29 protein-coding genes are annotated in these 22,240 nt (G+C 59.2%); 11 read left to right on the top strand and 18 right to left on the bottom strand.

The features are described from left to right. Window positions 1-19 precede the first annotated feature (19 nt). The gene (locus tag ACQY8Q_RS06290) at window positions 20-361 is read right to left on the bottom strand and encodes a DMT family transporter (RefSeq protein ID WP_428425807.1); all 342 of its coding nucleotides are present in this window, start codon (window positions 359-361) and stop codon (window positions 20-22) included. Between the two features lie 34 nt (window positions 362-395). Beyond that, the gene (locus ACQY8Q_RS06295; protein WP_428425809.1) at window positions 396-956 is read right to left on the bottom strand and encodes a TetR/AcrR family transcriptional regulator; all 561 of its coding nucleotides are present in this window, start codon (window positions 954-956) and stop codon (window positions 396-398) included. 155 nt (window positions 957-1,111) lie between these two features. On the opposite strand from ACQY8Q_RS06295, the gene ACQY8Q_RS06300 reads away from it, so the two are divergent. Further along, window positions 1,112-1,507, top strand: a complete 396-nt coding sequence (locus ACQY8Q_RS06300; RefSeq protein WP_428425811.1) for a group II truncated hemoglobin — start codon at window positions 1,112-1,114, stop codon at window positions 1,505-1,507. A 2-nt stretch (window positions 1,508-1,509) separates the two neighbouring features. Beyond that, a complete protein-coding gene (locus tag ACQY8Q_RS06305) occupies window positions 1,510-1,878 on the top strand; it encodes a DUF423 domain-containing protein (RefSeq protein WP_428425813.1) in 369 nt (122 codons plus the stop codon). Here ACQY8Q_RS06305 and ACQY8Q_RS06310 read toward each other — a convergent pair. The 5 genes from ACQY8Q_RS06310 to ACQY8Q_RS06330 all read right to left on the bottom strand — a co-directional run bounded on the left by ACQY8Q_RS06310 (window position 1,875) and on the right by ACQY8Q_RS06330 (window position 4,491). Next, the gene (locus ACQY8Q_RS06310) at window positions 1,875-2,189 is read right to left on the bottom strand and encodes an antibiotic biosynthesis monooxygenase family protein (protein ID WP_428425815.1); all 315 of its coding nucleotides are present in this window, start codon (window positions 2,187-2,189) and stop codon (window positions 1,875-1,877) included. The genes ACQY8Q_RS06305 and ACQY8Q_RS06310 overlap by 4 nt on opposite strands. A 10-nt stretch (window positions 2,190-2,199) precedes the next feature. Continuing rightward, window positions 2,200-2,469 carry a hypothetical protein gene (locus ACQY8Q_RS06315; protein WP_428425817.1) on the bottom strand — a complete coding sequence of 90 codons (270 nt, stop codon included), beginning with the start codon at window positions 2,467-2,469 and terminating at the stop codon, window positions 2,200-2,202. Between the two features lie 62 nt (window positions 2,470-2,531). After that, complete coding sequence (locus tag ACQY8Q_RS06320) at window positions 2,532-2,954, bottom strand: DUF2325 domain-containing protein (RefSeq protein ID WP_428425819.1); 423 nt, start codon at window positions 2,952-2,954, stop codon at window positions 2,532-2,534. Between the two features lie 168 nt (window positions 2,955-3,122). Beyond that, window positions 3,123-4,031: an energy transducer TonB gene (locus tag ACQY8Q_RS06325; RefSeq protein WP_428425821.1), complete on the bottom strand. Its 909-nt coding sequence runs from the start codon at window positions 4,029-4,031 to the stop codon at window positions 3,123-3,125. A gap of 25 nt (window positions 4,032-4,056) precedes the next feature. After that, window positions 4,057-4,491 (bottom strand): hypothetical protein, encoded by a 435-nt coding sequence (locus ACQY8Q_RS06330; protein ID WP_428425823.1) that lies wholly within the window; start codon window positions 4,489-4,491, stop codon window positions 4,057-4,059. 263 nt (window positions 4,492-4,754) lie between these two features. Here ACQY8Q_RS06330 and hemP point away from each other — a divergent pair, with 263 nt between their 5' ends. From hemP to ACQY8Q_RS06355, 5 genes are read left to right on the top strand one after another with little or no spacing between them, the layout of a single operon-like run. Next, entirely contained in the window at window positions 4,755-4,892 is a 138-nt protein-coding gene (hemP, locus tag ACQY8Q_RS06335; protein ID WP_412178318.1) for a hemin uptake protein HemP, read from the top strand. A 9-nt stretch (window positions 4,893-4,901) separates the two neighbouring features. Beyond that, entirely contained in the window at window positions 4,902-5,960 is a 1,059-nt protein-coding gene (locus ACQY8Q_RS06340; RefSeq protein WP_428425825.1) for a hemin-degrading factor, read from the top strand. A gap of 10 nt (window positions 5,961-5,970) precedes the next feature. After that, complete coding sequence (locus ACQY8Q_RS06345) at window positions 5,971-6,921, top strand: heme/hemin ABC transporter substrate-binding protein (protein WP_428425827.1); 951 nt, start codon at window positions 5,971-5,973, stop codon at window positions 6,919-6,921. Beyond that, entirely contained in the window at window positions 6,908-8,032 is a 1,125-nt protein-coding gene (locus tag ACQY8Q_RS06350; protein ID WP_428425829.1) for a FecCD family ABC transporter permease, read from the top strand. Before ACQY8Q_RS06345 ends, ACQY8Q_RS06350 begins: the two co-directional genes overlap by 14 nt. 3 nt (window positions 8,033-8,035) lie before the next feature. Beyond that, window positions 8,036-8,821 (top strand): heme ABC transporter ATP-binding protein, encoded by a 786-nt coding sequence (locus ACQY8Q_RS06355; protein WP_428425831.1) that lies wholly within the window; start codon window positions 8,036-8,038, stop codon window positions 8,819-8,821. Between the two features lie 16 nt (window positions 8,822-8,837). On the opposite strand, the gene ACQY8Q_RS06360 is transcribed toward ACQY8Q_RS06355, so the two are convergent. Then, window positions 8,838-9,272, bottom strand: coding sequence for a carboxymuconolactone decarboxylase family protein (locus tag ACQY8Q_RS06360; protein WP_428425833.1), 435 nt, complete (start codon window positions 9,270-9,272; stop codon window positions 8,838-8,840). Further along, window positions 9,202-9,603 (bottom strand): MerR family transcriptional regulator, encoded by a 402-nt coding sequence (locus ACQY8Q_RS06365; RefSeq protein ID WP_428425835.1) that lies wholly within the window; start codon window positions 9,601-9,603, stop codon window positions 9,202-9,204. The genes ACQY8Q_RS06360 and ACQY8Q_RS06365 overlap by 71 nt, the downstream gene beginning before the upstream one ends. A gap of 334 nt (window positions 9,604-9,937) precedes the next feature. Here ACQY8Q_RS06365 and ACQY8Q_RS06370 point away from each other — a divergent pair, with 334 nt between their 5' ends. Continuing rightward, complete coding sequence (locus ACQY8Q_RS06370) at window positions 9,938-10,327, top strand: hypothetical protein (protein ID WP_428425837.1); 390 nt, start codon at window positions 9,938-9,940, stop codon at window positions 10,325-10,327. A 119-nt stretch (window positions 10,328-10,446) separates the two neighbouring features. Next, window positions 10,447-10,878 carry a hypothetical protein gene (locus tag ACQY8Q_RS06375; RefSeq protein ID WP_428425839.1) on the top strand — a complete coding sequence of 144 codons (432 nt, stop codon included), beginning with the start codon at window positions 10,447-10,449 and terminating at the stop codon, window positions 10,876-10,878. Between the two features lie 20 nt (window positions 10,879-10,898). Here the strand turns inward: ACQY8Q_RS06375 and ACQY8Q_RS06380 are convergent, their stop codons facing one another. From ACQY8Q_RS06380 to ACQY8Q_RS06390, 3 genes are all read right to left on the bottom strand, one after another. Further along, window positions 10,899-12,404, bottom strand: a complete 1,506-nt coding sequence (locus ACQY8Q_RS06380) for a sensor histidine kinase (RefSeq protein ID WP_428425841.1) — start codon at window positions 12,402-12,404, stop codon at window positions 10,899-10,901. Between the two features lie 175 nt (window positions 12,405-12,579). Beyond that, entirely contained in the window at window positions 12,580-13,134 is a 555-nt protein-coding gene (locus tag ACQY8Q_RS06385) for an RNA polymerase sigma factor (protein ID WP_426228472.1), read from the bottom strand. Window positions 13,135-13,142: 8 nt separating this feature from the next. Continuing rightward, a complete protein-coding gene (locus ACQY8Q_RS06390) occupies window positions 13,143-13,337 on the bottom strand; it encodes a NepR family anti-sigma factor (RefSeq protein WP_428425843.1) in 195 nt (64 codons plus the stop codon). Window positions 13,338-13,477: 140 nt separating this feature from the next. Between ACQY8Q_RS06390 and ACQY8Q_RS06395 the strand changes: the two genes are divergently transcribed. Together ACQY8Q_RS06395 and ACQY8Q_RS06400 are read left to right on the top strand one after the other, a co-directional pair. Further along, entirely contained in the window at window positions 13,478-14,275 is a 798-nt protein-coding gene (locus ACQY8Q_RS06395; RefSeq protein WP_428425845.1) for a response regulator, read from the top strand. 195 nt (window positions 14,276-14,470) lie between these two features. Beyond that, entirely contained in the window at window positions 14,471-15,484 is a 1,014-nt protein-coding gene (locus ACQY8Q_RS06400) for an HWE histidine kinase domain-containing protein (RefSeq protein ID WP_428425847.1), read from the top strand. Between the two features lie 258 nt (window positions 15,485-15,742). Here ACQY8Q_RS06400 and ACQY8Q_RS06405 read toward each other — a convergent pair whose 3' ends face one another. From ACQY8Q_RS06405 to ACQY8Q_RS06430, 6 genes are all read right to left on the bottom strand, one after another. Next, window positions 15,743-17,323, bottom strand: a complete 1,581-nt coding sequence (locus tag ACQY8Q_RS06405) for an FGGY-family carbohydrate kinase (protein ID WP_428425849.1) — start codon at window positions 17,321-17,323, stop codon at window positions 15,743-15,745. Further along, window positions 17,323-18,018 (bottom strand): HAD family hydrolase, encoded by a 696-nt coding sequence (locus ACQY8Q_RS06410; RefSeq protein ID WP_428425851.1) that lies wholly within the window; start codon window positions 18,016-18,018, stop codon window positions 17,323-17,325. The genes ACQY8Q_RS06405 and ACQY8Q_RS06410 overlap by 1 nt, the downstream gene beginning before the upstream one ends. An 81-nt stretch (window positions 18,019-18,099) precedes the next feature. Then, window positions 18,100-19,584 carry a mannitol dehydrogenase family protein gene (locus ACQY8Q_RS06415; protein WP_428425852.1) on the bottom strand — a complete coding sequence of 495 codons (1,485 nt, stop codon included), beginning with the start codon at window positions 19,582-19,584 and terminating at the stop codon, window positions 18,100-18,102. Between the two features lie 27 nt (window positions 19,585-19,611). Next, window positions 19,612-20,385, bottom strand: a complete 774-nt coding sequence (locus ACQY8Q_RS06420) for an L-iditol 2-dehydrogenase (RefSeq protein ID WP_428425853.1) — start codon at window positions 20,383-20,385, stop codon at window positions 19,612-19,614. Further along, window positions 20,382-21,383 carry an ABC transporter ATP-binding protein gene (locus ACQY8Q_RS06425; RefSeq protein ID WP_428425854.1) on the bottom strand — a complete coding sequence of 334 codons (1,002 nt, stop codon included), beginning with the start codon at window positions 21,381-21,383 and terminating at the stop codon, window positions 20,382-20,384. The genes ACQY8Q_RS06420 and ACQY8Q_RS06425 overlap by 4 nt, the downstream gene beginning before the upstream one ends. Before the next feature lie 27 nt (window positions 21,384-21,410). Beyond that, window positions 21,411-22,235 (bottom strand): carbohydrate ABC transporter permease, encoded by an 825-nt coding sequence (locus ACQY8Q_RS06430; protein ID WP_428425855.1) that lies wholly within the window; start codon window positions 22,233-22,235, stop codon window positions 21,411-21,413. Window positions 22,236-22,240: the final 5 nt, after the last annotated feature.

The following is a 22,240-nucleotide window of genomic DNA, read 5'->3' on the forward strand; positions in this document are numbered from 1 at the left end:
ATCTGGTGACCGGACGGGTTTAGTGGAAGGTGGATTTGGAGAAGACGTTGAGCACGACGACGCCAGCAATGATCAATCCGAGCCCGAGAATGGCGGCAAGATCCAGCTTCTGCCCGAAGACGAAATAGCCGACCAGCGAAATGAGCACGATGCCGAGACCACTCCAGATCGCATAGGCAATCCCGACGGGAATGACGCGCAACGTATAGGACAGGAAATAGAAGGCGATGGCATAGCAGACCACCATGATCAGCGTCGGCACCAGCTTGGTAAAATGCTGGGCAGCCTGCATGGCCGATGTGCCAAGCACTTCGAAAACAATGGCAATCACGAGCACGGCATAGAGCATTGTGGGGTTCATGTAGGGCTCCGATAGCCGGTTATAGCAAGGCCAGTTATTGTAAGGAAAGTGCGACCAGTTGCGCCCGCATGGCCCGACGCATGAGCTGATCGACGTCGTGGCTCTTGAGGATATCCGCCAGCCACAGACCATCAGCCGCAAACCGGGCCAGCAAACACCCGGATGAGGAGTCAGTGCCGACAAATTCATCGGCGTGATCCGCCACCCATACTCGCCATCGCTCACGCAACTGCGGCTCCGACAAAAGCGCAACGGTCAGCACCTGCCAACCCTGCGCATCCGCCTCGTCCTCCAGCGCAAAGACGATGGACAGATAGGCGCGGGTGAAGCGGCCATGGGCAACCGGATCGTTGCGCATTTCTTCCTCGATCGCCCGGTCGAGTTTCCCGGTCAGATCGTCGAAGAGGCCATTCAAAAGTGCCATCTTGTTGGGGAAATGATGCAGCAACCCGCCCTTGCTGACGCCTGCAGCTTGAGAAACGGCGTCGAGCGTTACACCCGCAGCCCCCTGCTCCAGCGACAGGCGTGCAGCCACCTCCAGCAGTTGCTGGCGGACCAATTCCGGTTGCTTGCGGCGGTGGTGAGCGATAGACATCAGGACATAAGATACCGTCTGGACGGTTTGTCAAGGTAATTCATGTTCCCGTGGAACCGACGCGCTCAATCGACGCAACCTTGAGAGCTCTGTGAAAAACGATTGGAACGGCAAAGCGCGACACGCTAGAACGGCCATCAACAAGGGAAGCGATGATGACGGACGGCCAGACGGACACACTTTACAACGCCATTGGTGGCGACAAGACCGTGCGGGCGCTCACCCACCGTTTCTACGAATTGATGGATACATTGCCGCAAGCCGCGCGCTGCCGGGCGATCCATCCGGCCGACCTCTCCGGCAGCGAAGAGAAATTCTACGAGTATCTGACCGGCTGGCTTGGCGGACCGCCACTCTACACCGACAAACGCGGCCATCCCCGCCTGAGAAGCCGCCATTTCGGCGCAGCGATCGGCGCTGAGGAGCGTGACGAGTGGCTGCTCTGTTTCAATCAGGCGCTGGAAGAGACGGTGTCGCATCCACAATTGCGGTCAATCATTCTGGAGCCGGTGACACGGCTTGCCCATCACATGCAGAATAAGGACGAATAGAGATGCAGAGCGGGCAGTTCCGATCAGTTACCCTTTTTATTGCCGGCCTGATGGGCCTATTCGGCGTCATCAGCGCTGCAGCTGCGTCACATGGCGCTGATCCGCGTCTGCTCGGTGGCGCCTCGGCGATGTGCCTGGCGCATGCCCCTGCCCTCATCGCCCTTTACGCCGCCTGGCCCGTCATGCGCGCTGCGGCGATTGCAGCCTTGCTGCTGTCAACCGGAACGGCCTTGTTCGCCGCCGATCTCACCGCACGCCATTTCTCCGGCCAGGGACTGTTTCCAATGTCGGCACCGGCAGGCGGCGTGCTGATGATACTCGGCTGGCTGTCTGTCGCCGCCGGCGCATTCTTCATGCGGAAAGAGGGTTAAGCGCCCTCGACCACCGAGAAACCTTCAAACTTCGGCGGACCGAGATACATCGCCCGGTTATCGCCCGCACTTTTATGGGCTGCGCGGAAATTTTCCGATTTCGTCCAGGCAGCAAAGGCATCGCGGCTTTCCCAGATGGAGCTCGACACGAACAGCGTGTAGCCTTCGCCGGCAACGGTCTCGCCGCGCAACAGCTTGAATTCCTTAAAGCCGGCATTTTCCGCAAGGCTGGAATCACGGTTCTTCCAGACATCTTCGAACGCCGTCTCGTGGCCGATAGCGATCTTGAACCGGTTCATGGCAAAAAACATGCAAGTATCCTCAGGCTTGATCTTTGGTCTGCACTGTATCGACAGCACCGGACGGGAACGGCAGGATATTATCTCGCGGCGCAGGCGCAAACCCCAAAACGGAGCGCGCCGGCGGACGTGCCTGCCAGACCGGAAATTCCGTGACGTTCGGATTGTCCTCCATCATACGCGCACGGTGAGACAGCAGCTCGTACAGTTCCGGCACCAGCCCGTCGCCCAATTGCGAGGCCAGCTTGTGCAGTCCGATCATCGTGAACTGATCGGGACGCTCATTGCTCATGTCTTAATCTCCAGAGAATCGGGCCGCAGACCATGCACCCGGATATCGCCCCGAACGGCAGGTCAGCTGGCGGTACTGCGGCTAGTTGCCTTCAGGTCGAGGAAAGCGCGCTCCAGGCTCGACTTGCTGCCGTTGCGCAAGGGCACGAAGGCCTTGCCCCACTTCTTGCAGCCGGTCTTTACCCGCAGACACGCATCATGGCTGATACAGTCGATCGGGCAGAAGACGCAGTCGACCGAGGGCAGGATATTGTCGATGCGGGACACCGCCTCGCGCAGCCCGCCATCATGGTGGATGAGTTCGGCGCCATGGGAGCTGGCGATCTGGCGCAGATGCGCCACCTGGCAATCGCGGCCGCCGACATAGAGGAAGCTGCGGCCCTCAAGCCGAGTTTCCTGCGGCTTGGCGGAAACCGGCACATTGCGTGTCTCGGCCTCCCGGCTCTGCTTCTGCTTCGGCTTGAGCTGCTGCCGTTTGTCACCCATGTCAGTCTCCGCGTGTTTCGGAATCGGCCGTTCGGCTGATCGTGCGGGAACCCTATTTAACTTGATAAAAATAGTAAAGTATAAACATGAGTTTTTTTCTCATATTTTAGAGGAAAGCAGAGTTCATTTCCGTGAAGCGGAATTGCGGAAATACCCTGCTCTCATCAGTCATCGCAAATTGTATTCGATCGGGATTACGAACTGCTTGGAGGCTCCATCCGGTGTATCCGGAAAAGGAGCTGCTCGATGGACAGCCTCGATAGCTGCATCGTCCAGTAGGGAGGAGCCCGAACCTCGCACAATCGAGACGCCGCTTGCACTACCATTGCTCGATACAATAAACCGGACCGTGACTATGCCTTGAGCTTTTTCGCGGCGTGCAGAGGGGGGATAGCGCTTGGCGCGAGACAATTTTGCGCGCACCTTTCCGCTGTAGTTCGATAAACTCGCATTGCCGGATTGCTGGGAAAATGCTCCCTTCTTGCCCTGAGCACTCGAGGCGGCGGCATTTGCGACACCATCCTCCTGCCCTTTAATAACTGACTCCTGCTGCTTGCCGGCGTCTCCAGCCCGTTTTTTGACAGGCTTTTTCTTCGGCTTTTCCTTGTCCGGCTCCTTCTTCGGCTCCGGCTTCTTTTCAGGCTCGGGCTTTATTTCCGGCTTTTCCTCCGGGACGACCGTTTCCACCGGCGCAACAGTTGCCGTAATCTCGGGCTGTTCGGCGGTGGCCGGTACAATTTCCTCGGCCGGGAGAATGACATCGGCCTCGGTGGGAACGATGTCCGTCGGCGTCTCAGCCGTCACTTCGGCTTGAACGGGCGGTATCTCCGCCACTTCCATCGGCTCCGGCACGACCTCCTCGGGCTCGACTTTCTCCGGCTCGATCGCTTCGGTGGGATCGCCCGCCAGCAAGGTCTCTTCGAAAGCGTTGCCGAGAACGGCCACTTCCATGGCTTCGCCGCCCGCCACCAGTTCCTGCTCCGGCGGCTTTTCATTTGGCTCGAACAGTTGCGTCGCACCCGCATGCGCCAAAAGCGAAAAGAGGATCGCGCCTGTCCATTTGATAAGAGTGTTCATGGCAGATACCGATACGAAATCCGCATCAGCCCTTCAGTTCGACAGGCGATTTTGAACCCGTCTTCAGCGCCTTCATGCAGGCATCCTTGGCAACACCATCGCCAGCGCAAACAGGAGCATCGTTGATCAGCAGGCTTTTGACCGCCTCGCATTTCGTTCCTGGCAGATCGAACTGCCGGACCTTTGTCTTTCCAGCCGGCAGATCTCGAAAATCGAGAACGGCCATTCGCTCGACCAGTCCCTTTGCATCGAAAAGCACAAACTCGAAGGAAACCTTGGACAGCGATTGCGGCAGGCCGTTTCCGGCAACGAAGGTCAGCTTGCAGCCTTTTTCAGACGGGGCCAGATCATTCATCTCTATCGACAGCGCACCGGGCGTCCCGGCATCCTGCGCCATTGCGGTCGTGCCAAACAATGAGACAGCCAAAAGAGCCAGAGGCAGCAGACGAACAATTTTCATTATGGTCTATCCATTCTCACAGATTGGTGGCCGGGCTGCGCATGACCACCCCCGAGCTCGTCTCACACAGCGCATTTCAGCTCAGGAATTAAACTTGAGCGCAAAAATCCTGTATTGCGTCCATAATAAAAGATGAGTAATGAAGTCAAGATACTAATCGCAATGACCCGGCCAAATCAGGGGAAAAATCCCTTGTTTTCAGCCGCCACGACCAGGACCGGAAGCCGGTGACACCGAATGAACCAGATGCCGTGCCGGTCGCCGTGCCGGCAGGCCAGACGCAGCGCATCGTTGAAAGCCGCGAGCTTTTCCGGGGCGGAAACGAAATCCTCATTGCACATGAAGGCGCGATCTACCGCATGAAGATCACCCGCCAGGGCAAACTTATTCTGAACAAATAGGCCAGACAAATGACCCAGACATCCCGCCCGACCCCGTCCGACATCCGCGCCTACCGGGCCGCCAATCCGAAGATGCGCGAGCGCGATATCGCCGCTCAGCTCGGCATTTCAGAAGCAGCCCTTGTGGCCGCCGAATGCGGACTGACCAGCATTCGGATCGACGGCGGCGCCAACCGTTTTCTCGAACGGGCAGCGGAACTTGGGGAAGTGATGGCCCTGACCCGCAACGAAAGTGCTGTTCACGAGAAGATCGGCGTGTTCGAGAATATAACTCCCAGCAAACATGCCTCGATCGTGCTGGGTGAGAATATCGACCTGCGCATTTTCCCGGGCGCCTGGGCACATGGCTTTGCCGTGACCAAGACCGATGGCGACGATGTGCGCCGCAGCCTGCAGTTCTTCGACAAGCAGGGAACCGCCGTTCACAAGGTGCACCTGCGTCCAGCTTCCAATCTCGATGCCTATCACAGCATTGTCGACGCGTTCCGGCTTGAGGATCAGTCACAGGACTTTATTCCGGAAAGCAAGGTCGACAGCATCGCCGACGGCGAAGCCGCACCGGTCGATGTGGCGACGCTGCGCGACGAGTGGAGCAAGATGACCGATACGCATCAGTTCCATGGACTTCTGCGTAAATTGAAGCTCGGCCGCCGCGAAGCGCTGCAGTCGGTTGGTGAAGACTACGCCTGGAAACTGCAGCCCGAAGCCGTCGAAGCGATGCTGCGCCAATCGGCCAAGATCGAAGTGCCGATCATGTGCTTCGTCGGCAATCACGGTGTCATTCAGATTCATTCCGGTCCGGTTGCCAATATCCAGACGATGGGTCCCTGGCTCAACATCATGGACCCGACATTGCATCTGCACCTGCGCAGCGATCACCTCGCTGAAATCTGGGCAGTGCGCAAGCCGACAGCCGACGGCCATGTGACCTCGCTCGAAGCACTCGACGCCAAGGGCGACATGGTCATCCAGTTCTTCGGCAAGCGTAAGGAAGGCTTTGCCGAACGCGAGGAATGGCGCACCGTCATGGAAAATCTCGCCCGGCTTGATATCACCGAAGCGGCGTGAAGGAACGCTCATGAAAGCTCCCTATGATTTCCGCCGGCTGCGTTCCTGGGAACTGGCCTTGGCAATCTTCGCGGTCTCTACCCCCTTCGTGCTGCCAGCCGCCTTGCCGGATGGCGCATCCTTTGTTCGCACAGCCGTTGCACAGGAAATGCAGAAGGCCGATACCTCCCGGCTGGTTTCCGTTGGCGGCGCCATCACCGAGATCATCTACGCGCTCGGTGAAGAAGGAAAGCTCGTCGGCCGCGACTCGACCAGCCTTTATCCGGAGGCGGCAACCAAGCTTCTCGACGTCGGCTATATGCGGCAATTGTCGCCGGAAGGTGTGGTCGCCATCAATCCGAGCGCCATCATCGCCGTCGAAGGCAGCGGCCCGGCCGAGACACTCGCGGTTCTAAAAGATGCCAATATCCCCTTCCAGACCGTTCCGGAAAGCTATGATCGTGATGGCATCCTGTCGAAGATCCGCGCTGTCGGCGATTTCCTCGGCGTGCCCGACAAGGCAGCCGTCCTTTCCGGTAAGGTCAAGGCCGATCTCGACGCGGCCGTGACAGATGCGGCCAAGCGGCCGGCAAACGAGCGCAAGCGTGTAATTTTCATCCTCAGCACGCAGGGCGGCAAGATCATGGCGTCCGGAACCGGCACGGCCGCTGACGGCATTATCGCGCTTTCCGGCGCCGTCAATGCCACCGGCACATTCCAAGGCTACAAGCCACTGACCGACGAAGCGATCATCGAAGCCAAACCCGATGTCGTCCTGATGATGACCCGCAGCGGCGGCCATGCTGCCAGCGACGATGAACTGTTTAGCCATCCGGCCCTGAGCTTGACCCCGGCGGCAAAGACCCGCGCGATCATCCGCATGGACGGCCTGCATATGCTGGGCTTCGGACCACGCACCGCAATCACGGTTCGTGAACTCAACGCCGCCATTTACGGAAAAAAGCCGAATGCCTCGCAGTGAAATGGTCGCGTGTGACGGCCGGTCGCAGTCTTTTGCGGCACGCTTGAAATCCGATTGGCATATGGGCGACCGTTCGCGGCTCGCCCAGTTGCTCATTCTCGTGCTTATCGTCGTCGCAGCCGCGATGTTTTCGGCCTCGATCATGACCGGTGCCGCCGATGCCTCGCTCGGTAATGTCCTGCGTTGGCTCGTGGGCATGGACGGTGCCGAACAGGCGTTGAGTGTGCGTGACCGGATCATCATCCTCGATATTCGCCTGCCGCGCGCCGTGCTCGGCCTGATGGTCGGCGCCTCGCTGGCTGTCTCGGGCGCCGTGATGCAGGGCCTGTTCCGCAATCCGCTGGCCGATCCCGGCCTAGTCGGTGTTTCCTCCGGCGCCAGCCTTGGTGCCGTGCTGCTGATCGTGCTCGGCAGTTCGTTTTTCGGCCCGCTGTTTGCGATCTTCGGGTTCTATGCCCTGCCGGTTGCAGCCTTCGTCGGCGGCCTCATCACCACGTTGCTGCTCTACAAGATCGCCACCCGCAGCGGCCAGACATCGGTCGCCACCATGCTGTTGGCCGGCATCGCGCTTGGAGCCTTGGCCGGAGCTGTCACCGGCGTGCTGATTTTCATGGCCGACGACAAACAATTGCGCGACCTGACTTTCTGGGGTCTCGGCTCACTTGCCGGAGCCAACTGGATGAAAATCCTGTCGGCCGGTCCGATCATCCTCGTTTCGCTTGCAGTTGTTCCCTTCCTCGCCCGTGGCCTCAACGCCCTGACGCTTGGAGAAGCTGCGGCTTTCCACATGGGCATTCCGGTCCAGAGGCTGAAGAACATCGCCATCGTCAGCGTCGCGGCCTCCACCGGCGCCTCGGTTGCCGTCAGCGGCGGCATCGGCTTTGTCGGTATCGTCGTTCCGCATGTTCTGCGGATGCTGATCGGCCCCGATCACCGCTATCTGCTGCCTGCGTCGGCGCTGCTCGGCGGCACGTTGCTGATCTTTGCCGATATGATCGCCCGCACCATCGTCCCGCCGGCCGAATTGCCGATCGGCATCATCACCGCTTTTGCCGGCGCGCCGTTCTTCCTGTGGATCCTGCTGCGCGGCCGCTCCCATATGGGGCTTTAGACCATGATCAAGGCCAGTAATCTTTCCGTCCGGCTTTCCGGTACACAAGTGCTGCACAGCGTCAGCATCGAGGCTGTGGCCGGACAGCTGACGGCAATCGTCGGTCCCAACGGTTCCGGCAAGACCACCAGCCTCAAGGCGATTGCCGGTGAATTGCCCTATGACGGCACCGTCAGCATCAACGGGCACAACATCTCCAGACTCAAGCCCTGGGAACTGGCGTTGAAACGCGCCGTGCTGCCGCAATCGACCGTCATTTCCTTTCCCTTCACCGTACGTGAAATAGTTCGCATGGGCCTGTCGGTCGGTGCCAAGGCGGATGCGGCCGATACCGACAGGATTGCCCGGGATGCGCTGGAAGCCGTCGATCTGTCCGGATTTGCCGGCCGGTTCTACCAGGAACTTTCCGGTGGTGAACAGCAGCGCGTCCAGCTCGCACGTGCTCTGTGCCAGATCTGGGAGCCGGTCCAGCACGGCGAGCCCGCCTTCCTTTTGCTGGACGAGCCGGTATCGAGCCTCGACATCCGCCATCAGCTGACCATCATGCGGCTGGCCAAGAACTTCTGCGAGCGCGGTGGCGGCGTCATCGCCATCATGCACGACCTCAATCTGACCGCGATGTTCGCCGACCGGATGATCATGATGAAGGCCGGACGCGTCCATGCAACCGGGCATCCAAATGAGGTGATGACCAACGCGGTGATGGAAGCAGTGTTCGGTTGCGCCATGCGGGTCAACGCAACACCAGTCGGCAATGTCCCGTTCGTCCTGCCCCATACGGCAGTCTGAAGCGCGGCGCGATCCTTCAGATTTCTTTCCCGCATGCCCAGCCCTCCTCTTTCTGAGCAGTGCTATCAGCGAACACCTCTTTGGCGGCGAACAGTCCGTTGAGCGCGGCAGGAAAGCCGGCATAGACGGCCATCTGCATGATCACCTCGGTGATTTCGTCGCGGGACAGCCCGACATTCAGGCCCGCTTCGATATGCACTTTCAATTGCGGGGCCGCATTGCCCAACGCAGTCAGCGCGGCGATGGTCGCGATCTCGCGGGCGCGCAGGTCGAGACCGGGACGACTATAGATGTCGCCGAACGGAAACTCGATGATGTAGGTTGCAAAGTCCGGCGCGATATCCGCCAGCGATGCGATAACTTTCTCCCCGGCATGACCGTCAATGTCCGCGAGCGCGCGCCGACCGCGTTCCAGCCGGCTTTCCCCGGCGATCTGGTGGTGGTGTGTCATAGTTCTTCATCCTCTGTTCCTGACCGGCATAACCGGCGATCTTGGTGTCGAGGACGAGAAGACAAGCTTGAAGTTCGGCTGCATGGATGCGGACGCGATCGCGATGCTGTTCCAGCATTTCGCGCCGCTCCATCTCCGTGCCGACGCCGCGCTCCCGCAAAGCCGCATATCGCAGCATGTCCCGGATCGGCATCCCGATCGTCCGCAGACGCCCGAGGAATTCGATCCAGATCAGGATGGATGCGTCGTAGTCCCGTTGGCTCGATTGGTCCCGGTCAGCATGGGGAAGCAGCCCGATCCGCTCATAGTAACGGATGGTATAGGCCGACAATCCTTAACGTTTCGCAAGTTCACCAATCTTCATGAGCACCTGTACCCGTCACGACGCATCAACAGATACAAGTTAGAGTGCACTCTAAGTCAAGGCATTTTTCCACGCAGAATGACGGTCTGTGCGGCGGGCCTGTAGGCGGCACTACCAAGCTCTACCGTCCCCAAACACGCTGCATCGCGGGAGATGCCGTCGGCCGGACACGATGGAACCAAACAGCGTTCCATGCGTTGATGTGGCGAACCGCTGACACGGTGATGATGTCATGTGTCGGCACTACCGCACACCGGGACAAACATGAACCAACAGTCCCGAAGCACGAAGGAGTTTCTTCATGGCCACAGGTCTCTTTTCCGGCGCAAAGAAGCGCAATGGCAGCCTTCTCGATGCCCCGATCGAAGATCAGATCAGCGAAATCCGTGACGAGATCGCATCACTGGCCAAGCTTCTGTCGCAACGCGGTGCCGACGCCTCGAAGGATGTGCGCGCAAGGGCATCCGAGGCCTCCAAGGACGTTCGTGAGCGTGCCCATGATGCACGTGATAGTGCCGAAGCCGGCCTTCAGGACCTTTTGGAAAATGGCGAGGCATTGTTTGCCGAACTGCGTAGCCGCTATTCGGTTACCGAAAAGCAGGTCCGACAGACTGTCCGCCAGCACCCCGTTGCCACATTGGGCGCCGCTGCTGCGCTCGGTCTGCTGGTTGCAGCGCTGATCCGCCGTTAAACACACCGATCCAGGCAGGCGGCAGTCCATCGAGGCGGCCGTCTGCATTCCTGTCAAAGGCTGGCGAAGCAACTCGGTTGTCAGCCGGCCTTTGTGCCATCCGCCTCCTGGAGAAAAAAATGGGTCCTCTGGCCGCAATGCTTTCGGCTCTTGTCGTGACGGATGTCGGCGTTACCGTGTCGCGCTACAAGCGCAATGGCGCGATGTGGGCTGTCGCAGCGCTATTTTTCCTGACCGCCTACATCTTCGCACTCGTGGCAGGCGCCATCTATTTGAGCGCGCTCTATACGCCCTTGAAAGCCACCCTCATCCTTGCCGGTGTTTCCATCGCCATCGGACTTGTCATTATCGGCGTCATGTATGCGCTGAATGCCCGCGACAAGCGTCTCGCCGCCGAAAAGCGCCGCCGCTCGCAGGCGCAGACGACGTTTGCCATTGCCACGGCACTGACGCTGTTTCGCCGGCAGCCGCTTCTGGCCGCTGGCCTTGCGGTCGGCGTTGGCACGGTTCTGGGACTGATGCGAAAATCGGTTGGCAGCGACCGGCCGTAGGGCATAATGGGAAGAGACGGTTAAAGCGGCAGGCGGACAATCGCAGTCAAGCCTGCCGGCAGATATTCGACCTTCACCGAACTGCCCATCACCTTGTCCAGGCTGCGCTCGATCAGGATAGAACCGAAACCACGGCGCGTCGGCTCCTCGACCGGTGGCCCATCGACCTCTGTCCAGGTCATGTGCAAGATCTTGCGGCCATCCTCATCGACACTGCGGGCGGTCAAAACCACCCGGCCACCATACACTGACAGCGATCCGTATTTTGCGGCATTGGTTGCGAGTTCGTGCAGAACCAAGCCTAGCCCGACAGCCTGATCCGGTCCGAGCAGAATCTCGTCCTTGTGGATCTCGATCTGCTTTTCATAGTCGCGAACATGCGGTGCCAGCTGTTTCGCCAGCAATGCGGATAAGCGGATTTCGCCCCATTCATGGTCAGAGAGCAGCCCATGCGCTTCGGAAATTGCCTGCAGCCGCCCGGCAAAAGCGGTCATGAATTCCTGCGGATCGCTTGTCTGCCGCAATGTCTGGCGCGCCAGTGACTGCAGCATGGCGAGCGTATTCTTGACGCGGTGATTGAGTTCGCGCAACAAAAGCCGGGTCCGCTGGGTCGCCCCCTGCTCCTCGGTCACATCGACATTGATCCCGAGAAAAACGGTCGGCTTCCCCTTGGCGTCGCGCTCGTGAACACGCCCCCGGCCAAGCAGCCAGCGTCCTGTCGATGCCACGCGGAATGTTCCGTCATATTCCCGGTCCTGCGTCATCGCGGACCGTAATTTCGAGAGTGTCGCCATGCGATCTTTGGGATGAATGGAGCCAAAAATATCGCGGGCCTGGACACTTTTGGTGGGCTTCATACCGAACATGCGCAGCATCGACTCGTTGCAGGACACATGCCCCGAGCGGATATCCCACAGCCAGCTGCCAACATTGGCCGCATCCAGCGCCATTGCATGCCGCTGCTCCTCGCGCGACAACGCGGCCTCCTTCAACGCGCGCTGCCGGGCCTCGTGTTTCAGGGTGAAGAGAGAGGATGCGATACGGGACAGCCGTTGCAGCTGACCAACAAGCTGGGGGGCCAGATCGGCGCGCGGCTTGACATCGAAAACACAAATGGTCCCCACCGGCTGATCGTCGATGACCAGTGGAACGCCAGCATAAAATCGCAGAAAGGGTTCGCCAACAACGCGCGGCTGATTGGAAAAACGAGGGTCTGCACTGGCATCGGCAACCACCAATGCGCCATCCGACGCCCCGGCAATCGTGTGGACGCAAAAGGAATCAACCGAAGGCGCCTGCGTCTCGTTGATGCCGCTTGCCGCCTTGAACCATTGATCCCTGGCATCGACAAGGGTGACCAGCGCAACCGGCGCGTCGAAAAGACTGGCGGCTATATCGGCAAGATCGCGGAAATCGGGGTCTGGTTCGGCCATATCCGGGACGACCGCGTGCAGCACAGCGAGCCTTTGCGCTGACGTCAAAGCAGCCGCCACCGCGGGCTGCAAATCACTCATCTTTTCAATCATGAATTCCATACCCAGACCAGGCAGCACCACAATCCGCACAGCCTTTAGCGCTGCGATGCGCCTGCTACAGTTTCTGCACGATTGCACCCTGAGACGCAATCGTGCCGAACAACACTTCGCATAGCCTGCATCCACCAAACCTCACGGGACGATCGGGTGGATGCCAATGCGGTGTTCAGGAGATGAAAGCACGCGATGTAATGGGCGCCGATGTGGCATCCGGGCCGTATTCGTTCTCACCGGTCACCTGCAGAATATCCTGCAATCGCTGGCGCGCACGATTGACGCGGCTCTTGATCGTGCCAAGTGCGCAGCCGCAGATTTCCGCCGCTTCCTCATAGGAAAACCCGGATGCTCCCACAAGAATGATCGCCTCGCGCTGATCCGGCGGCAGCGTTTCCAATGCCCGCTTGAAATCCTGCAGGTCAAGGGAGCCATACTGTGCCGGGTGCTGGGCGAGCGACTCGGTGAAATAACCGTCGCTGTCCTGAACTTCCCGGCCGCGCTTGCGCATCTGGCTATAGAGCTCATTGCGAAGGATGGTGAAAAGCCACGCCTTCATATTGGTGCCCATCTCGAAATGGTCCTGCTTGGCCCACGCCTTCATGATGGTATCCTGCACCAGATCGTCGGCGCGGTCATGCCTACCGATCAGCGACATGGCAAAAGCACGCAGGCTTGGCAAGGCTGCCAGCATTTCACGCTTGAAACTGGGCTCCTCAGACGTCATGCCGGCGCTCATTCTGCGATATCCGGCATCGACTGGCGCTCGACCGCATCGAGCTTTTCAAGCAGGTCGAGGAAGCGGTCCGGAATAGCTTCTTCCTGAACAGAAAGATAAAGCGCACGAAGCTTCGTTGCAATCTGCGCGTTTGGATTATCGGTGCGCGCAGATCTTGCGATCCCGTGCCTTGCCCCATGGTCGTCCGTCATCAATGCCAAGTACCTTCAATATTCATCTGGCAGCATAATGCGCGACGAAAAAAAATGTTCCGCTGAGAGGAACCTTTTTTTTCAAATCGCGTTTCCCCGCTGTCATGGCCACCACATCGGCCAGATTGAGGGAGTTTTATATGTCACTTTCCACCCGGATCGCTCCGTTCCTGCCCTATCTGCGCCGATATTCCCGCGCATTGACGGGATCGCAGACATCGGGCGACGCGTATGTCGCAGCCGTTCTGGAAGCGCTGATTGCAGATGTCAGTATTTTCCCGGAATCCAGCAATGACAGGGTTGCCCTGTTTCAACTGTACACCAAGCTTTTTGGCTCCTCGTCCGTGCTGATCCCGGAACCCGTTTCCCCCTTTGCCTGGGAAAAGCGCGCTTCGATCAATCTCGCTTCGGTGTCGCCGCTCGCCCGCCAGGCTTTTCTTCTGGTGTCCGTCGAAGGCTTTCGCACAAGCGAAGCGGCCGAAGTTCTTGACACGACAGAGAGTGGCATGAACCAGCTTCTCGAACGCGCGTCCGAAGAGATTTCGCGCCAGGTTGCAACCGATATCATGATCATCGAAGACGAGCCGCTGATTGCGATCGACATCGAGCAGATGGTCGAAAGCTTGGGACACACGGTCACCGGCATTGCCCGTACGCGTGACGAGGCTGTCGCGTTGTTCAATGCGACGCGGCCGAGCATGGTACTGGCCGACATCCAGCTGGCCGATGGCAGCTCCGGTATCGACGCAGTCAACGATATCCTGAAGAACACTGCCATACCGGTGATTTTCATCACGGCATTTCCAGAACGCCTGTTGACCGGCGAACGGCCGGAACCCACCTTCTTGGTCACCAAGCCGTTCAACCCGGACATGGTCAAAGCACTGATCAGCCAGGCATTGTTCTTCAATGAATCCACCAAGGCTGCCGCTGCCTGAGATCGGTTCCGCCCGAAACGGCGATTGAACAGTCTCGTTGAAACAAGGACACGGGGTGTAAACCCGACGCCCCGTGTAAACATATAGGCATGAGAGCCGGCCCTATTTCCGGTCAGAATGCCGATTGGATCTGCCCGTGGTTCCTGGGTACGGGAATGATGTGGAGAACCGATCAGAAAATGGAAGGCGCTTCGCGTGGGCAATGCAGCCAATTCAGCCCCGATCAAGACCGGCGCCACGGTAAGCGGGGTCTTGATGGAGCTGGTTTTAAAGAAATCAGGCTCTGGCTTTGTCTACCAATCGGACAATCTCGACACGGTTTTTTCCGGAAACCTGCCTGAAGGGTTGCAACTGCTGGCGACTGCACCCCAAGCAGAGGAAACCGTGTTTGGCGCTGATGACGGCGCTCGCCTGATTGCCCTGAAACGCAGCGTCGCTGGCAGCAACACGCCCGCTTCAACAGAAATCGATGTACCGGCCGCTACGGGCGTGCTGACATACCGGATCGATATCGAACGTGTCGACACATCCGACATGACCGGAATTCTCTCGGTGATCACCGATATCTCGGAGAGCCGGCACCGCGAGCGCATCCTGAAAACACTGCTGCGCGAACTCAGCCATCGCTCCAAGAATCTGCTCGCCATCATTCAGGGGATTGCAACCCAGACAGCCCGCCAGGCCCTGTCGCTCGACTATTTCCTCACCAAATTTCGCGGACGTATCCAGTCGCTGTCCTATTCCCAGGACCTCGTCACCGATTCCAGCTGGCGCGGCGCCTATCTGTTTGCATTGACCGAGAGGCAGTTCAGCGCCTACTGGCCGGATTCCCAAACACCGATCGCGATCACCGGCATCAATGCGCATCTCTCTCCCAACGCGACACTGCATATTGGCCTTGCACTGCACGAACTCATTGTCAATTCGGCATCCTATGGCGCGATCTCCGCGGGCGTAAACTCCCTGACGATCACCTGTTTCGAAACGTTGCTTGACGGAATGACAGGCATTGAGCTGGCCTGGGTCGAGCTTTTGCCGCCTGCGGCAACAGAGCGGGAGGCGGACGAGCATACATTTGCGCGCACGGTGCTGGAGCGTGTTGTACCGGTGGCGATAGGCGGCAAGGCGATGTATCTGACAGCACCCGATCGCATCGAGTACCGCCTGACCATTCCATCCCGGGAATACGAAATCATCGACGAGATGTGATGCGGTAAAGTTAGGAAACCCCTTTGGCTCAATTGCGACTTCAGAAAAATGGCAAAAAAACAGCCAGCGCCGGGGGAGGCACTGGCTGATATTGACAACTCACCGAGGGGGCGTGTGAGCTGAATGCTGGATATATATATATTGGGGTTCCCATTGGGGGCGATGCGAACCGCTATCCAGACATCAGAGAAACGGGCCGGCAAACAAAAAGTTCCGCGCCGCTTTCATTTTTTTTGAAGCTTGTAGATCCCGCTGTTTTTACAACGTTTCAAGCTCGGCGCGGTGCCTGTAGAGGCTAAGGAACTTGCGGTAATCGCGGTCATAGGTTTCCCGCATTTCCACATTCGGATATTGCGCATGGCCTCCGGGAGACATGGCCGGACCGGCAGCGCGCAGATCCGGATAGAGGCCGCCAGCGACAGAGGCGACCATGGCCGTGCCGAGCAGAACGGCATCGTTGGTTTCCGGAACGACGACCGTGCAGCCGGTCACGTCGGAATAAAGCTCCATTAGCAGCACATTGCGGACATGGCCGCCCGTCACATGCAGCGTGTCGAGATCGTAACCTGCCTCTTTCATCATTGCGAGAATATGGCGGATACCGAGCGCAATCGCCACGCAGGTGCGCCAATACAGCCGGCAGAGCGCATCGAACGAGCTATCCAGCGTCAAGCCGCTGATGACGCCAAGCGCATGCGGATCGGCAAGCGGCGAACGATTGCCGTGAAAATCCGGCAGAACATGCAGGCGTGCCGCAAACTCGCTGCCGTAGGCGGCGCGCAGTTCCTGAATACGCAGAACGATTCTGGCATGGACCTCGGCATCCGGCTCGCCACCGGCGCTGTGGCTGCGCACCACATGATCAAGCAGCGCACCAGTTGCCGATTGCCCCCCCTCGATCAGCCAGCTGTCTGGGAACGCCGCCTCGAAATAAGGCCCCCACATGCCAAAGCCAGGCTTCATCTCCTTGGAAAAGGCGACAATGCAGCTGGATGTGCCGGCGATCAAGGCGAGTTGCCGCTCCAACCTGTCCGGCTCGCCGGCAAACGCGCCAAGCACACCGATGGCGCCGGCATAGGCGTCGATCAGCCCCGTCGCCACCGCGCACTCCTCGTGCAGGCCGAGTTCGGCCGCAGCCGCCGCCGTCAGATGTCCGACCGATTGCCCGACCGGAAGCGTTTTTTCCGGCAAGCCGCCACGCTCGCGCAGGTCTTCAAGTCCGATTTTCTCGAGAAACTCGTCCTGCCAGCCATTTTCCTTGTGCGACAGGTAGTTCCACTTGGCCGTCAGCGTGCAGCGCGACCGGGCGGTGTTGCCGGTGGCCCGCCAGGACATGAAGTCGGCGAGATCAAAAAAGTATCCCGTCTTTTCCCATTGCTGCGGCAGGTTCTGCTTCAGCCACATCAATTTCGGCATTTCCATTTCCGGAGACATCACACGGCCGGAATGGTTGAGCACCGGATGTTCAGTCGCGGTACAGAAATCGGCCTGCTTCAATGCCCGGTGATCGAGCCAGACGATCGTGTCCCAGCGTGGATCGCCCTTGCGGTTGACCGACAGCGGCGCACCGTCCTTGTCCCGCACCACCAGCGAGCATGTCGCATCAAAGCCGATTGCGGCGATGGATTCGGCAGGCACGCCTGCCTTGGCACGGGCTGTCTTGACGGCAATGCAGACGGCAGACCAGATATTCTCGGAATCGTGCTCGGCGTGATTTTCCTCAGGCCGGTTCATCGCGATCGGATAATCCGCGCGGGCCAGCTGTTTGCCATGCCGATCGAAAATACCAGCGCGAGCGCTGCCGGTTCCGACATCGACAGCAACGATCAAATCAGCCATCAGAGCCCTGCGTTCCCATCCCTTTGTTCTTTACGGACAAAATGGATCAATTCCCGCATGTCGTCAAACAGCACGTCAGGCGAAAGCCGCCGCAATGATTCCAGATGCCGCTCGGACTTTGCATGCGAAGCGCCGGCAAAGGCGAAAACCCGCATGCCTGCGGCCTTGGCCGCCTCGATCCCGGCAGGGCTGTCTTCGACAACAATGCAATTTTCCGGCGGCGTGCTCATTTCGGCTGCGGCATGCAGAAACAAATCCGGCGCCGGTTTGCCATGCTTGACCATGCTCGAGCTGAACAGATAGGGCTCGAGCTTGTCGATCAGCCCAGTGATGGTCAGCGAAAGCCGGATGCGCTCCATCTGGCTCGATGAGGCAACGCAGCGCGGCAGACCGAGCTGATCAAGCGCCGTGGAAATCCCTGTCACCGGCTGCAATTCCTGACGGAACCGCTGGTAGAGGTCGAGGCGCATCTCTTCCAGAAAATGACCGTCTACCGCCAGTCCGTAATCCTCATGCAGGATATCCGACATGGTCTTCAGGCTTTTGCCGAGAAACCGCTCGGTCGCCTCTTCCGCATCCATGTCGACACCGGCATTGCGCAACACACGCACCAGCACATCAAGCGACAAGGGCTCGCTATCGACCAGAACCCCGTCACAGTCAAAAATCACCAGCTTTGGCGGATGCGTATTCATAGGCGTCAGACCACCGCTTGCCCACCACAGTGGCCGCATGCTGCGGCCACGACGTTACCCTGGGGCTGAAGCGTCATGAAATCATTCTCCAAGTTTTCCGTCGAGATAGAGCTGCAGCGTTGCCCGCGTGCCCTTGTCCCAAAGCGTGCGCAGCGCCTGTGCGAACCGTTTCTGGAACAGCGTTGATTGCGCAACATCGCCGAAGATGTCCGAAAGCGCAAGAAAGGCCTGTGGATCATCCTTGGCTTTTATCGCCGCCGCATGAAGCCGGTCGGCGCTGGCATCGTTGAAGGCGATCGGCTTGCCGCTATCGGAGGTTCCTGCAAAATAGCGGCACCAGAGCGCCGACACCAGCGCAAGGCCGACAACATCCTCGCCGCGCCGCAGCCGGTCTGCCGTCGTCGGCAGAATGAATTTCGGCTGCCGGTTGGAGCCGTCCTGCGCTAGGCGCGGGATGGTGTCGGCAATCTTCGGATTGAACAGCCGCGACTCGACCTTCTTGAAATAGGCATTCAGATCGGTGTTCGGAACCGGCGGGATGACCGGGATGATTTCGTCCTGTTCGAGCTTGGCCAGAAAGGCGCAGACCGTCTTGTCCTCCATCGCCTCATGGACAAAATGGATATCGAGAAGCGCTGCGGGATAGGCGATCGCCGCATGGCCGCCGTTTAGGATGCGGATCTTCATGTGCTCGTAAGGGCCGACATCCGGCACGAACTGGACACCGACCTTTTCAAGCGCCGGGCGGCCAGCGGGGAAATGATCTTCAAGCACCCACTGCTTGAACTCTTCACAGAAGACCGGCCAGTTATCGTCGATACCGTAATCATCGGCAACAATGCCGACTTCACGCGGGCTGGTTGCCGGCGTGATGCGATCGACCATGCCGCTTGGAAAGGCGACATTGGCTTCGATCCATTCGGCAAATGCCGGGTCGGACAAGTTCGCAAGGCCCGACACGGCCGCATGTGTGACTTCGCCGTTGCCTGGGATATTGTCGCAGGACATCACCGTGAACGGCACGATGCCCTTGTCCTTGCGGGCTTTCAAACCGGCAATGATCAGGCCGAACACGGTTTTCGGATCATTCGGGTTCTGGCTGTCTGCGACGATGGCCGGATGTCTGGGATTGAACACGCCGGATGCCGGATCGATGAAGTAACCACCCTCGGTGATCGTCAGCGACACGATGCGGATCGCCGGATCGGCAAGCAAGGCGATCGTCGCTGCAGCATTGCCTGGCCGCAGATAGTCGATCATCGGCGCGGTGACGCGCGCAGCGCTCTTGTTGTTGTCCTGCTCGACCACTGTCGTCAGGAAATCCTGCGCTTCAAGCTTTGCCCGCATCGCCTCATCCGATGGCAAAACCCCTGCCCCGACAATTGCCCAGTCGTGATCGCTACCGGTGTTGAACAGATCATCGAGATAGATCGCCTGATGGGCGCGGTGAAAGTTGCCGACGCCAAAGTGGACGATACCAGCCTTCAAAGAGGATCGGTCATAGGCCGGGATCGCGGCGGTCGCCTTGATGGCGTCGAGATTGGCGAGCGAAAGTTTGGTCGTCATGTTCATTCCTTTCGACGAGCTGTGAACTCAGCTCATCCAGTTGCCGCCATCGACATTGTAGGTCTGCGAAACGACATAGTTGCTGTCTGCGGAGGCGAGGAAGACCGCCATGCCCGTCAGGTCTTCGGCTGTGCCCATGCGCCCGAATGGAACTTCGGCGCCGACAAGCCTCTTCTTCTCGCCGAGCGGGCGATTTTCATACTTGGCAAACATCGCGTCGACCCCATCCCAATGCTCGCCATCGACAACGCCGGGTGCAATCGCATTGACGTTGATATCGTGCTTGATGAGGTCCAGCCCTGCCGATTGGGTCAGGCTGATGACCGCTGCCTTGGTGGCGCAGTAGACGCCGACAAGAGCTTCGCCCCGCCGCCCCGCTTGGCTTGCCATATTGATGATCTTGCCGCCGCGTCCCTGCGCAATCATCTGCTTTGCAGCGGCTTGCAGGGTGAACAGCGTGCCGGAGACATTGATCGTAAAGAGCCGGTCATAGCTTTCCCGGGTGATCTCGACGATTGGGGCAAGATCGAACAGGGCTGCGTTATTGACCAGGATATCGAGGCCACCGGCTTTTGCGACCACCGCCGCAATCGCCGCATCGATCGACGCCTGGCTGGTCACGTCCATCTGGACCGCATAGGCCGAAGGTCCAAGCTCGCCGGCCGTTATGGTGGCGCGCTCGAGGTTGATATCGGCAATCGCAACGGTTGCCCCCTCGCGGATAAAAGCCTCCGCGAAAGCGCGTCCGATCCCGCGCGCCGATCCCGTGATCAGCGCGCTTTTACCCTGAAGCCGTGTCATCGAATTGCCAGTCCCTTGTCCGTGAATTTGTGCACGCGGCCCTCTTCCGGGGTGAGGAAGACCTTGTCGCCATGCTTGATTGCAAAATCGCCGCCAACCCGGGCCGTCACCAGCCCGATGCCGTCGACATGAATATGCAGGAAGGTATCCGATCCCAGATGTTCGGCGACACCGACGGTGCCACGCCAGGCGCCGGATTCGGTCGAGAGTTTGAGATGCTCCGGACGCACACCGATCGTATGCGCGTTATGCGGCTTGGAGAATTCGCCGGTCGCAAAGTTCATCCGCGGCGAGCCGATGAAGCCGGCGACGAAGATGTTGTCCGGCCGGTGGTAGAGATCGAGCGGCGAACCGACCTGCTCGATATTGCCGGCGTTGAGCACCACGATCTTGTCGGCCATGGTCATCGCTTCGACCTGGTCGTGGGTGACGTAGATCATCGTCGTCTTCAGTTGATGGTGAAGCTCGCTGATTTCCAGCCGCATCGTGCCGCGCAAGGCTGCATCGAGGTTGGACAGCGGCTCGTCGAACAGGAAGGCCGAGGGTTCGCGCACGATGGCACGGCCGATGGCGACGCGCTGGCGCTGACCGCCGGAAAGCTGGCCGGGGCGCCGGTCGAGATAGTTGGTGAGGTTGAGCACGCGCGCCGCCTCCGTCACCTTCTTGTCGATGCCGGCCTGATCCATCTTCGCCATCTTCAACGGAAAGGCGATATTGTTGCGCACCGTCATGTGCGGATAGAGCGCGTAGGACTGAAACACCATGGCCAGTCCACGTTTGGCTGGCGCCGCCCCCGTCACATCACGTCCGTCGATCTCGATCGTGCCGGAGGTCGTATCCTCCAGGCCGGCGATCAAACGCAGAAGTGTTGATTTCCCGCAGCCCGAAGGACCGACGAAGACGACGAACTCGCCCTCATTGATCGTCAGGTCGATACCGGGAATGACCTGCGTCGCGCCAAAGCTCTTGTTGACCTTTTTCAGCTGAATATTGCCCATGCGTGCCTCCCAAGTCTTTTCTGTGCGTTACTTCACGGCGCCAAAAGTCAGGCCGCGGACAAGTTGTTTCTGTGAGAACCAGCCCATGATGAGGATCGGTGCGATGGCAAGGGTGGAAGCTGCCGACAGCTTTGCCCAGAACAGACCTTGCGGGCTGGAGAACGAGGCGATGAAGGCCGTCAGCGGTGCTGCATTGGTGGTGGTCAACCGGATCGTCCAGAAGGCTTCGTTCCAGGCGAGGATGATGTTGAGCAGCATGGTCGAGGCAATGCCGGGCACTGCCATCGGCGTCAGCACGTACCAGATCTCGCCCCACAGCGATGCTCCGTCCATCCGCGAGGCTTCCAGGATCTCGCCCGGGATTTCGCGGAAGTAAGTGTAGAGCATCCAGACAACGATCGGCAGGTTGATCATCGTCAGCATCACGGTCAGGCCGAAACGGCTGTCGAGCAGTCCGAGGTCGCGGAACAGGAGATAGATCGGCACCATGACGGCAGCGGCCGGCATCATCTTGGTGGAAAGCATCCACATCAGGATGTCCTTGGTCTTGTTGGTCGGCGAGAACGCCATCGACCACGCGGCCGGTACCGAGATCAGCAGAGCAAGCAGCGTCGAGCCGACCGAGATGATCACCGAGTTCAGGAAGAACTTGAAGTAATTGCTCTGCGCCTGAACCGCTTGGTAGCTTTCAACCGTACCCGACGGGATGAGGTTAAACCCCTGGATCGCCTCGGTCTCGGACTTGAACGATGTGATGATCGTGTAAAGGATCGGGAAGAAGATCACGAGTGCGATGATCCAGGCGACGATGGTGAAGAAGACGGTTCTTCTGGTCGAAACTGCACGGGCCATGGTCT

It is taken from the genome of Pararhizobium sp. (assembly GCF_965279435.1).
Taxonomy (GTDB): Bacteria; Pseudomonadota; Alphaproteobacteria; order Rhizobiales; family Rhizobiaceae; genus Pararhizobium.

Excerpts from the sequence above, each read along its gene's own strand:
- ACQY8Q_RS06290 (WP_428425807.1), bottom strand. The coding sequence starts at position 361 with ATGAACCCCACAATGCTCTATGCCGTGCTCGTGATTGCCATTGTTTTC.
- ACQY8Q_RS06295 (WP_428425809.1), bottom strand. The coding sequence starts at position 956 with ATGTCTATCGCTCACCACCGCCGCAAGCAACCGGAATTGGTCCGCCAG.
- ACQY8Q_RS06300 (WP_428425811.1), top strand. The coding sequence starts at position 1,112 with ATGACGGACGGCCAGACGGACACACTTTACAACGCCATTGGTGGCGAC.
- ACQY8Q_RS06305 (WP_428425813.1), top strand. The coding sequence starts at position 1,510 with ATGCAGAGCGGGCAGTTCCGATCAGTTACCCTTTTTATTGCCGGCCTG.
- ACQY8Q_RS06310 (WP_428425815.1), bottom strand. The coding sequence starts at position 2,189 with ATGTTTTTTGCCATGAACCGGTTCAAGATCGCTATCGGCCACGAGACG.
- ACQY8Q_RS06315 (WP_428425817.1), bottom strand. The coding sequence starts at position 2,469 with ATGAGCAATGAGCGTCCCGATCAGTTCACGATGATCGGACTGCACAAG.
- ACQY8Q_RS06320 (WP_428425819.1), bottom strand. The coding sequence starts at position 2,954 with ATGGGTGACAAACGGCAGCAGCTCAAGCCGAAGCAGAAGCAGAGCCGG.
- ACQY8Q_RS06325 (WP_428425821.1), bottom strand. The coding sequence starts at position 4,031 with ATGAACACTCTTATCAAATGGACAGGCGCGATCCTCTTTTCGCTTTTG.
- ACQY8Q_RS06330 (WP_428425823.1), bottom strand. The coding sequence starts at position 4,491 with ATGAAAATTGTTCGTCTGCTGCCTCTGGCTCTTTTGGCTGTCTCATTG.
- ACQY8Q_RS06340 (WP_428425825.1), top strand. The coding sequence starts at position 4,902 with ATGACCCAGACATCCCGCCCGACCCCGTCCGACATCCGCGCCTACCGG.
- ACQY8Q_RS06345 (WP_428425827.1), top strand. The coding sequence starts at position 5,971 with ATGAAAGCTCCCTATGATTTCCGCCGGCTGCGTTCCTGGGAACTGGCC.
- ACQY8Q_RS06350 (WP_428425829.1), top strand. The coding sequence starts at position 6,908 with ATGCCTCGCAGTGAAATGGTCGCGTGTGACGGCCGGTCGCAGTCTTTT.
- ACQY8Q_RS06355 (WP_428425831.1), top strand. The coding sequence starts at position 8,036 with ATGATCAAGGCCAGTAATCTTTCCGTCCGGCTTTCCGGTACACAAGTG.
- ACQY8Q_RS06360 (WP_428425833.1), bottom strand. The coding sequence starts at position 9,272 with ATGACACACCACCACCAGATCGCCGGGGAAAGCCGGCTGGAACGCGGT.
- ACQY8Q_RS06370 (WP_428425837.1), top strand. The coding sequence starts at position 9,938 with ATGGCCACAGGTCTCTTTTCCGGCGCAAAGAAGCGCAATGGCAGCCTT.
- ACQY8Q_RS06375 (WP_428425839.1), top strand. The coding sequence starts at position 10,447 with ATGGGTCCTCTGGCCGCAATGCTTTCGGCTCTTGTCGTGACGGATGTC.
- ACQY8Q_RS06380 (WP_428425841.1), bottom strand. The coding sequence starts at position 12,404 with ATGATTGAAAAGATGAGTGATTTGCAGCCCGCGGTGGCGGCTGCTTTG.
- ACQY8Q_RS06385 (WP_426228472.1), bottom strand. The coding sequence starts at position 13,134 with ATGACGTCTGAGGAGCCCAGTTTCAAGCGTGAAATGCTGGCAGCCTTG.
- ACQY8Q_RS06390 (WP_428425843.1), bottom strand. The coding sequence starts at position 13,337 with ATGACGGACGACCATGGGGCAAGGCACGGGATCGCAAGATCTGCGCGC.
- ACQY8Q_RS06395 (WP_428425845.1), top strand. The coding sequence starts at position 13,478 with ATGTCACTTTCCACCCGGATCGCTCCGTTCCTGCCCTATCTGCGCCGA.
- ACQY8Q_RS06405 (WP_428425849.1), bottom strand. The coding sequence starts at position 17,323 with ATGGCTGATTTGATCGTTGCTGTCGATGTCGGAACCGGCAGCGCTCGC.
- ACQY8Q_RS06410 (WP_428425851.1), bottom strand. The coding sequence starts at position 18,018 with ATGAATACGCATCCGCCAAAGCTGGTGATTTTTGACTGTGACGGGGTT.
- ACQY8Q_RS06415 (WP_428425852.1), bottom strand. The coding sequence starts at position 19,584 with ATGACGACCAAACTTTCGCTCGCCAATCTCGACGCCATCAAGGCGACC.
- ACQY8Q_RS06420 (WP_428425853.1), bottom strand. The coding sequence starts at position 20,385 with ATGACACGGCTTCAGGGTAAAAGCGCGCTGATCACGGGATCGGCGCGC.
- ACQY8Q_RS06425 (WP_428425854.1), bottom strand. The coding sequence starts at position 21,383 with ATGGGCAATATTCAGCTGAAAAAGGTCAACAAGAGCTTTGGCGCGACG.
- ACQY8Q_RS06430 (WP_428425855.1), bottom strand. The coding sequence starts at position 22,235 with ATGGCCCGTGCAGTTTCGACCAGAAGAACCGTCTTCTTCACCATCGTC.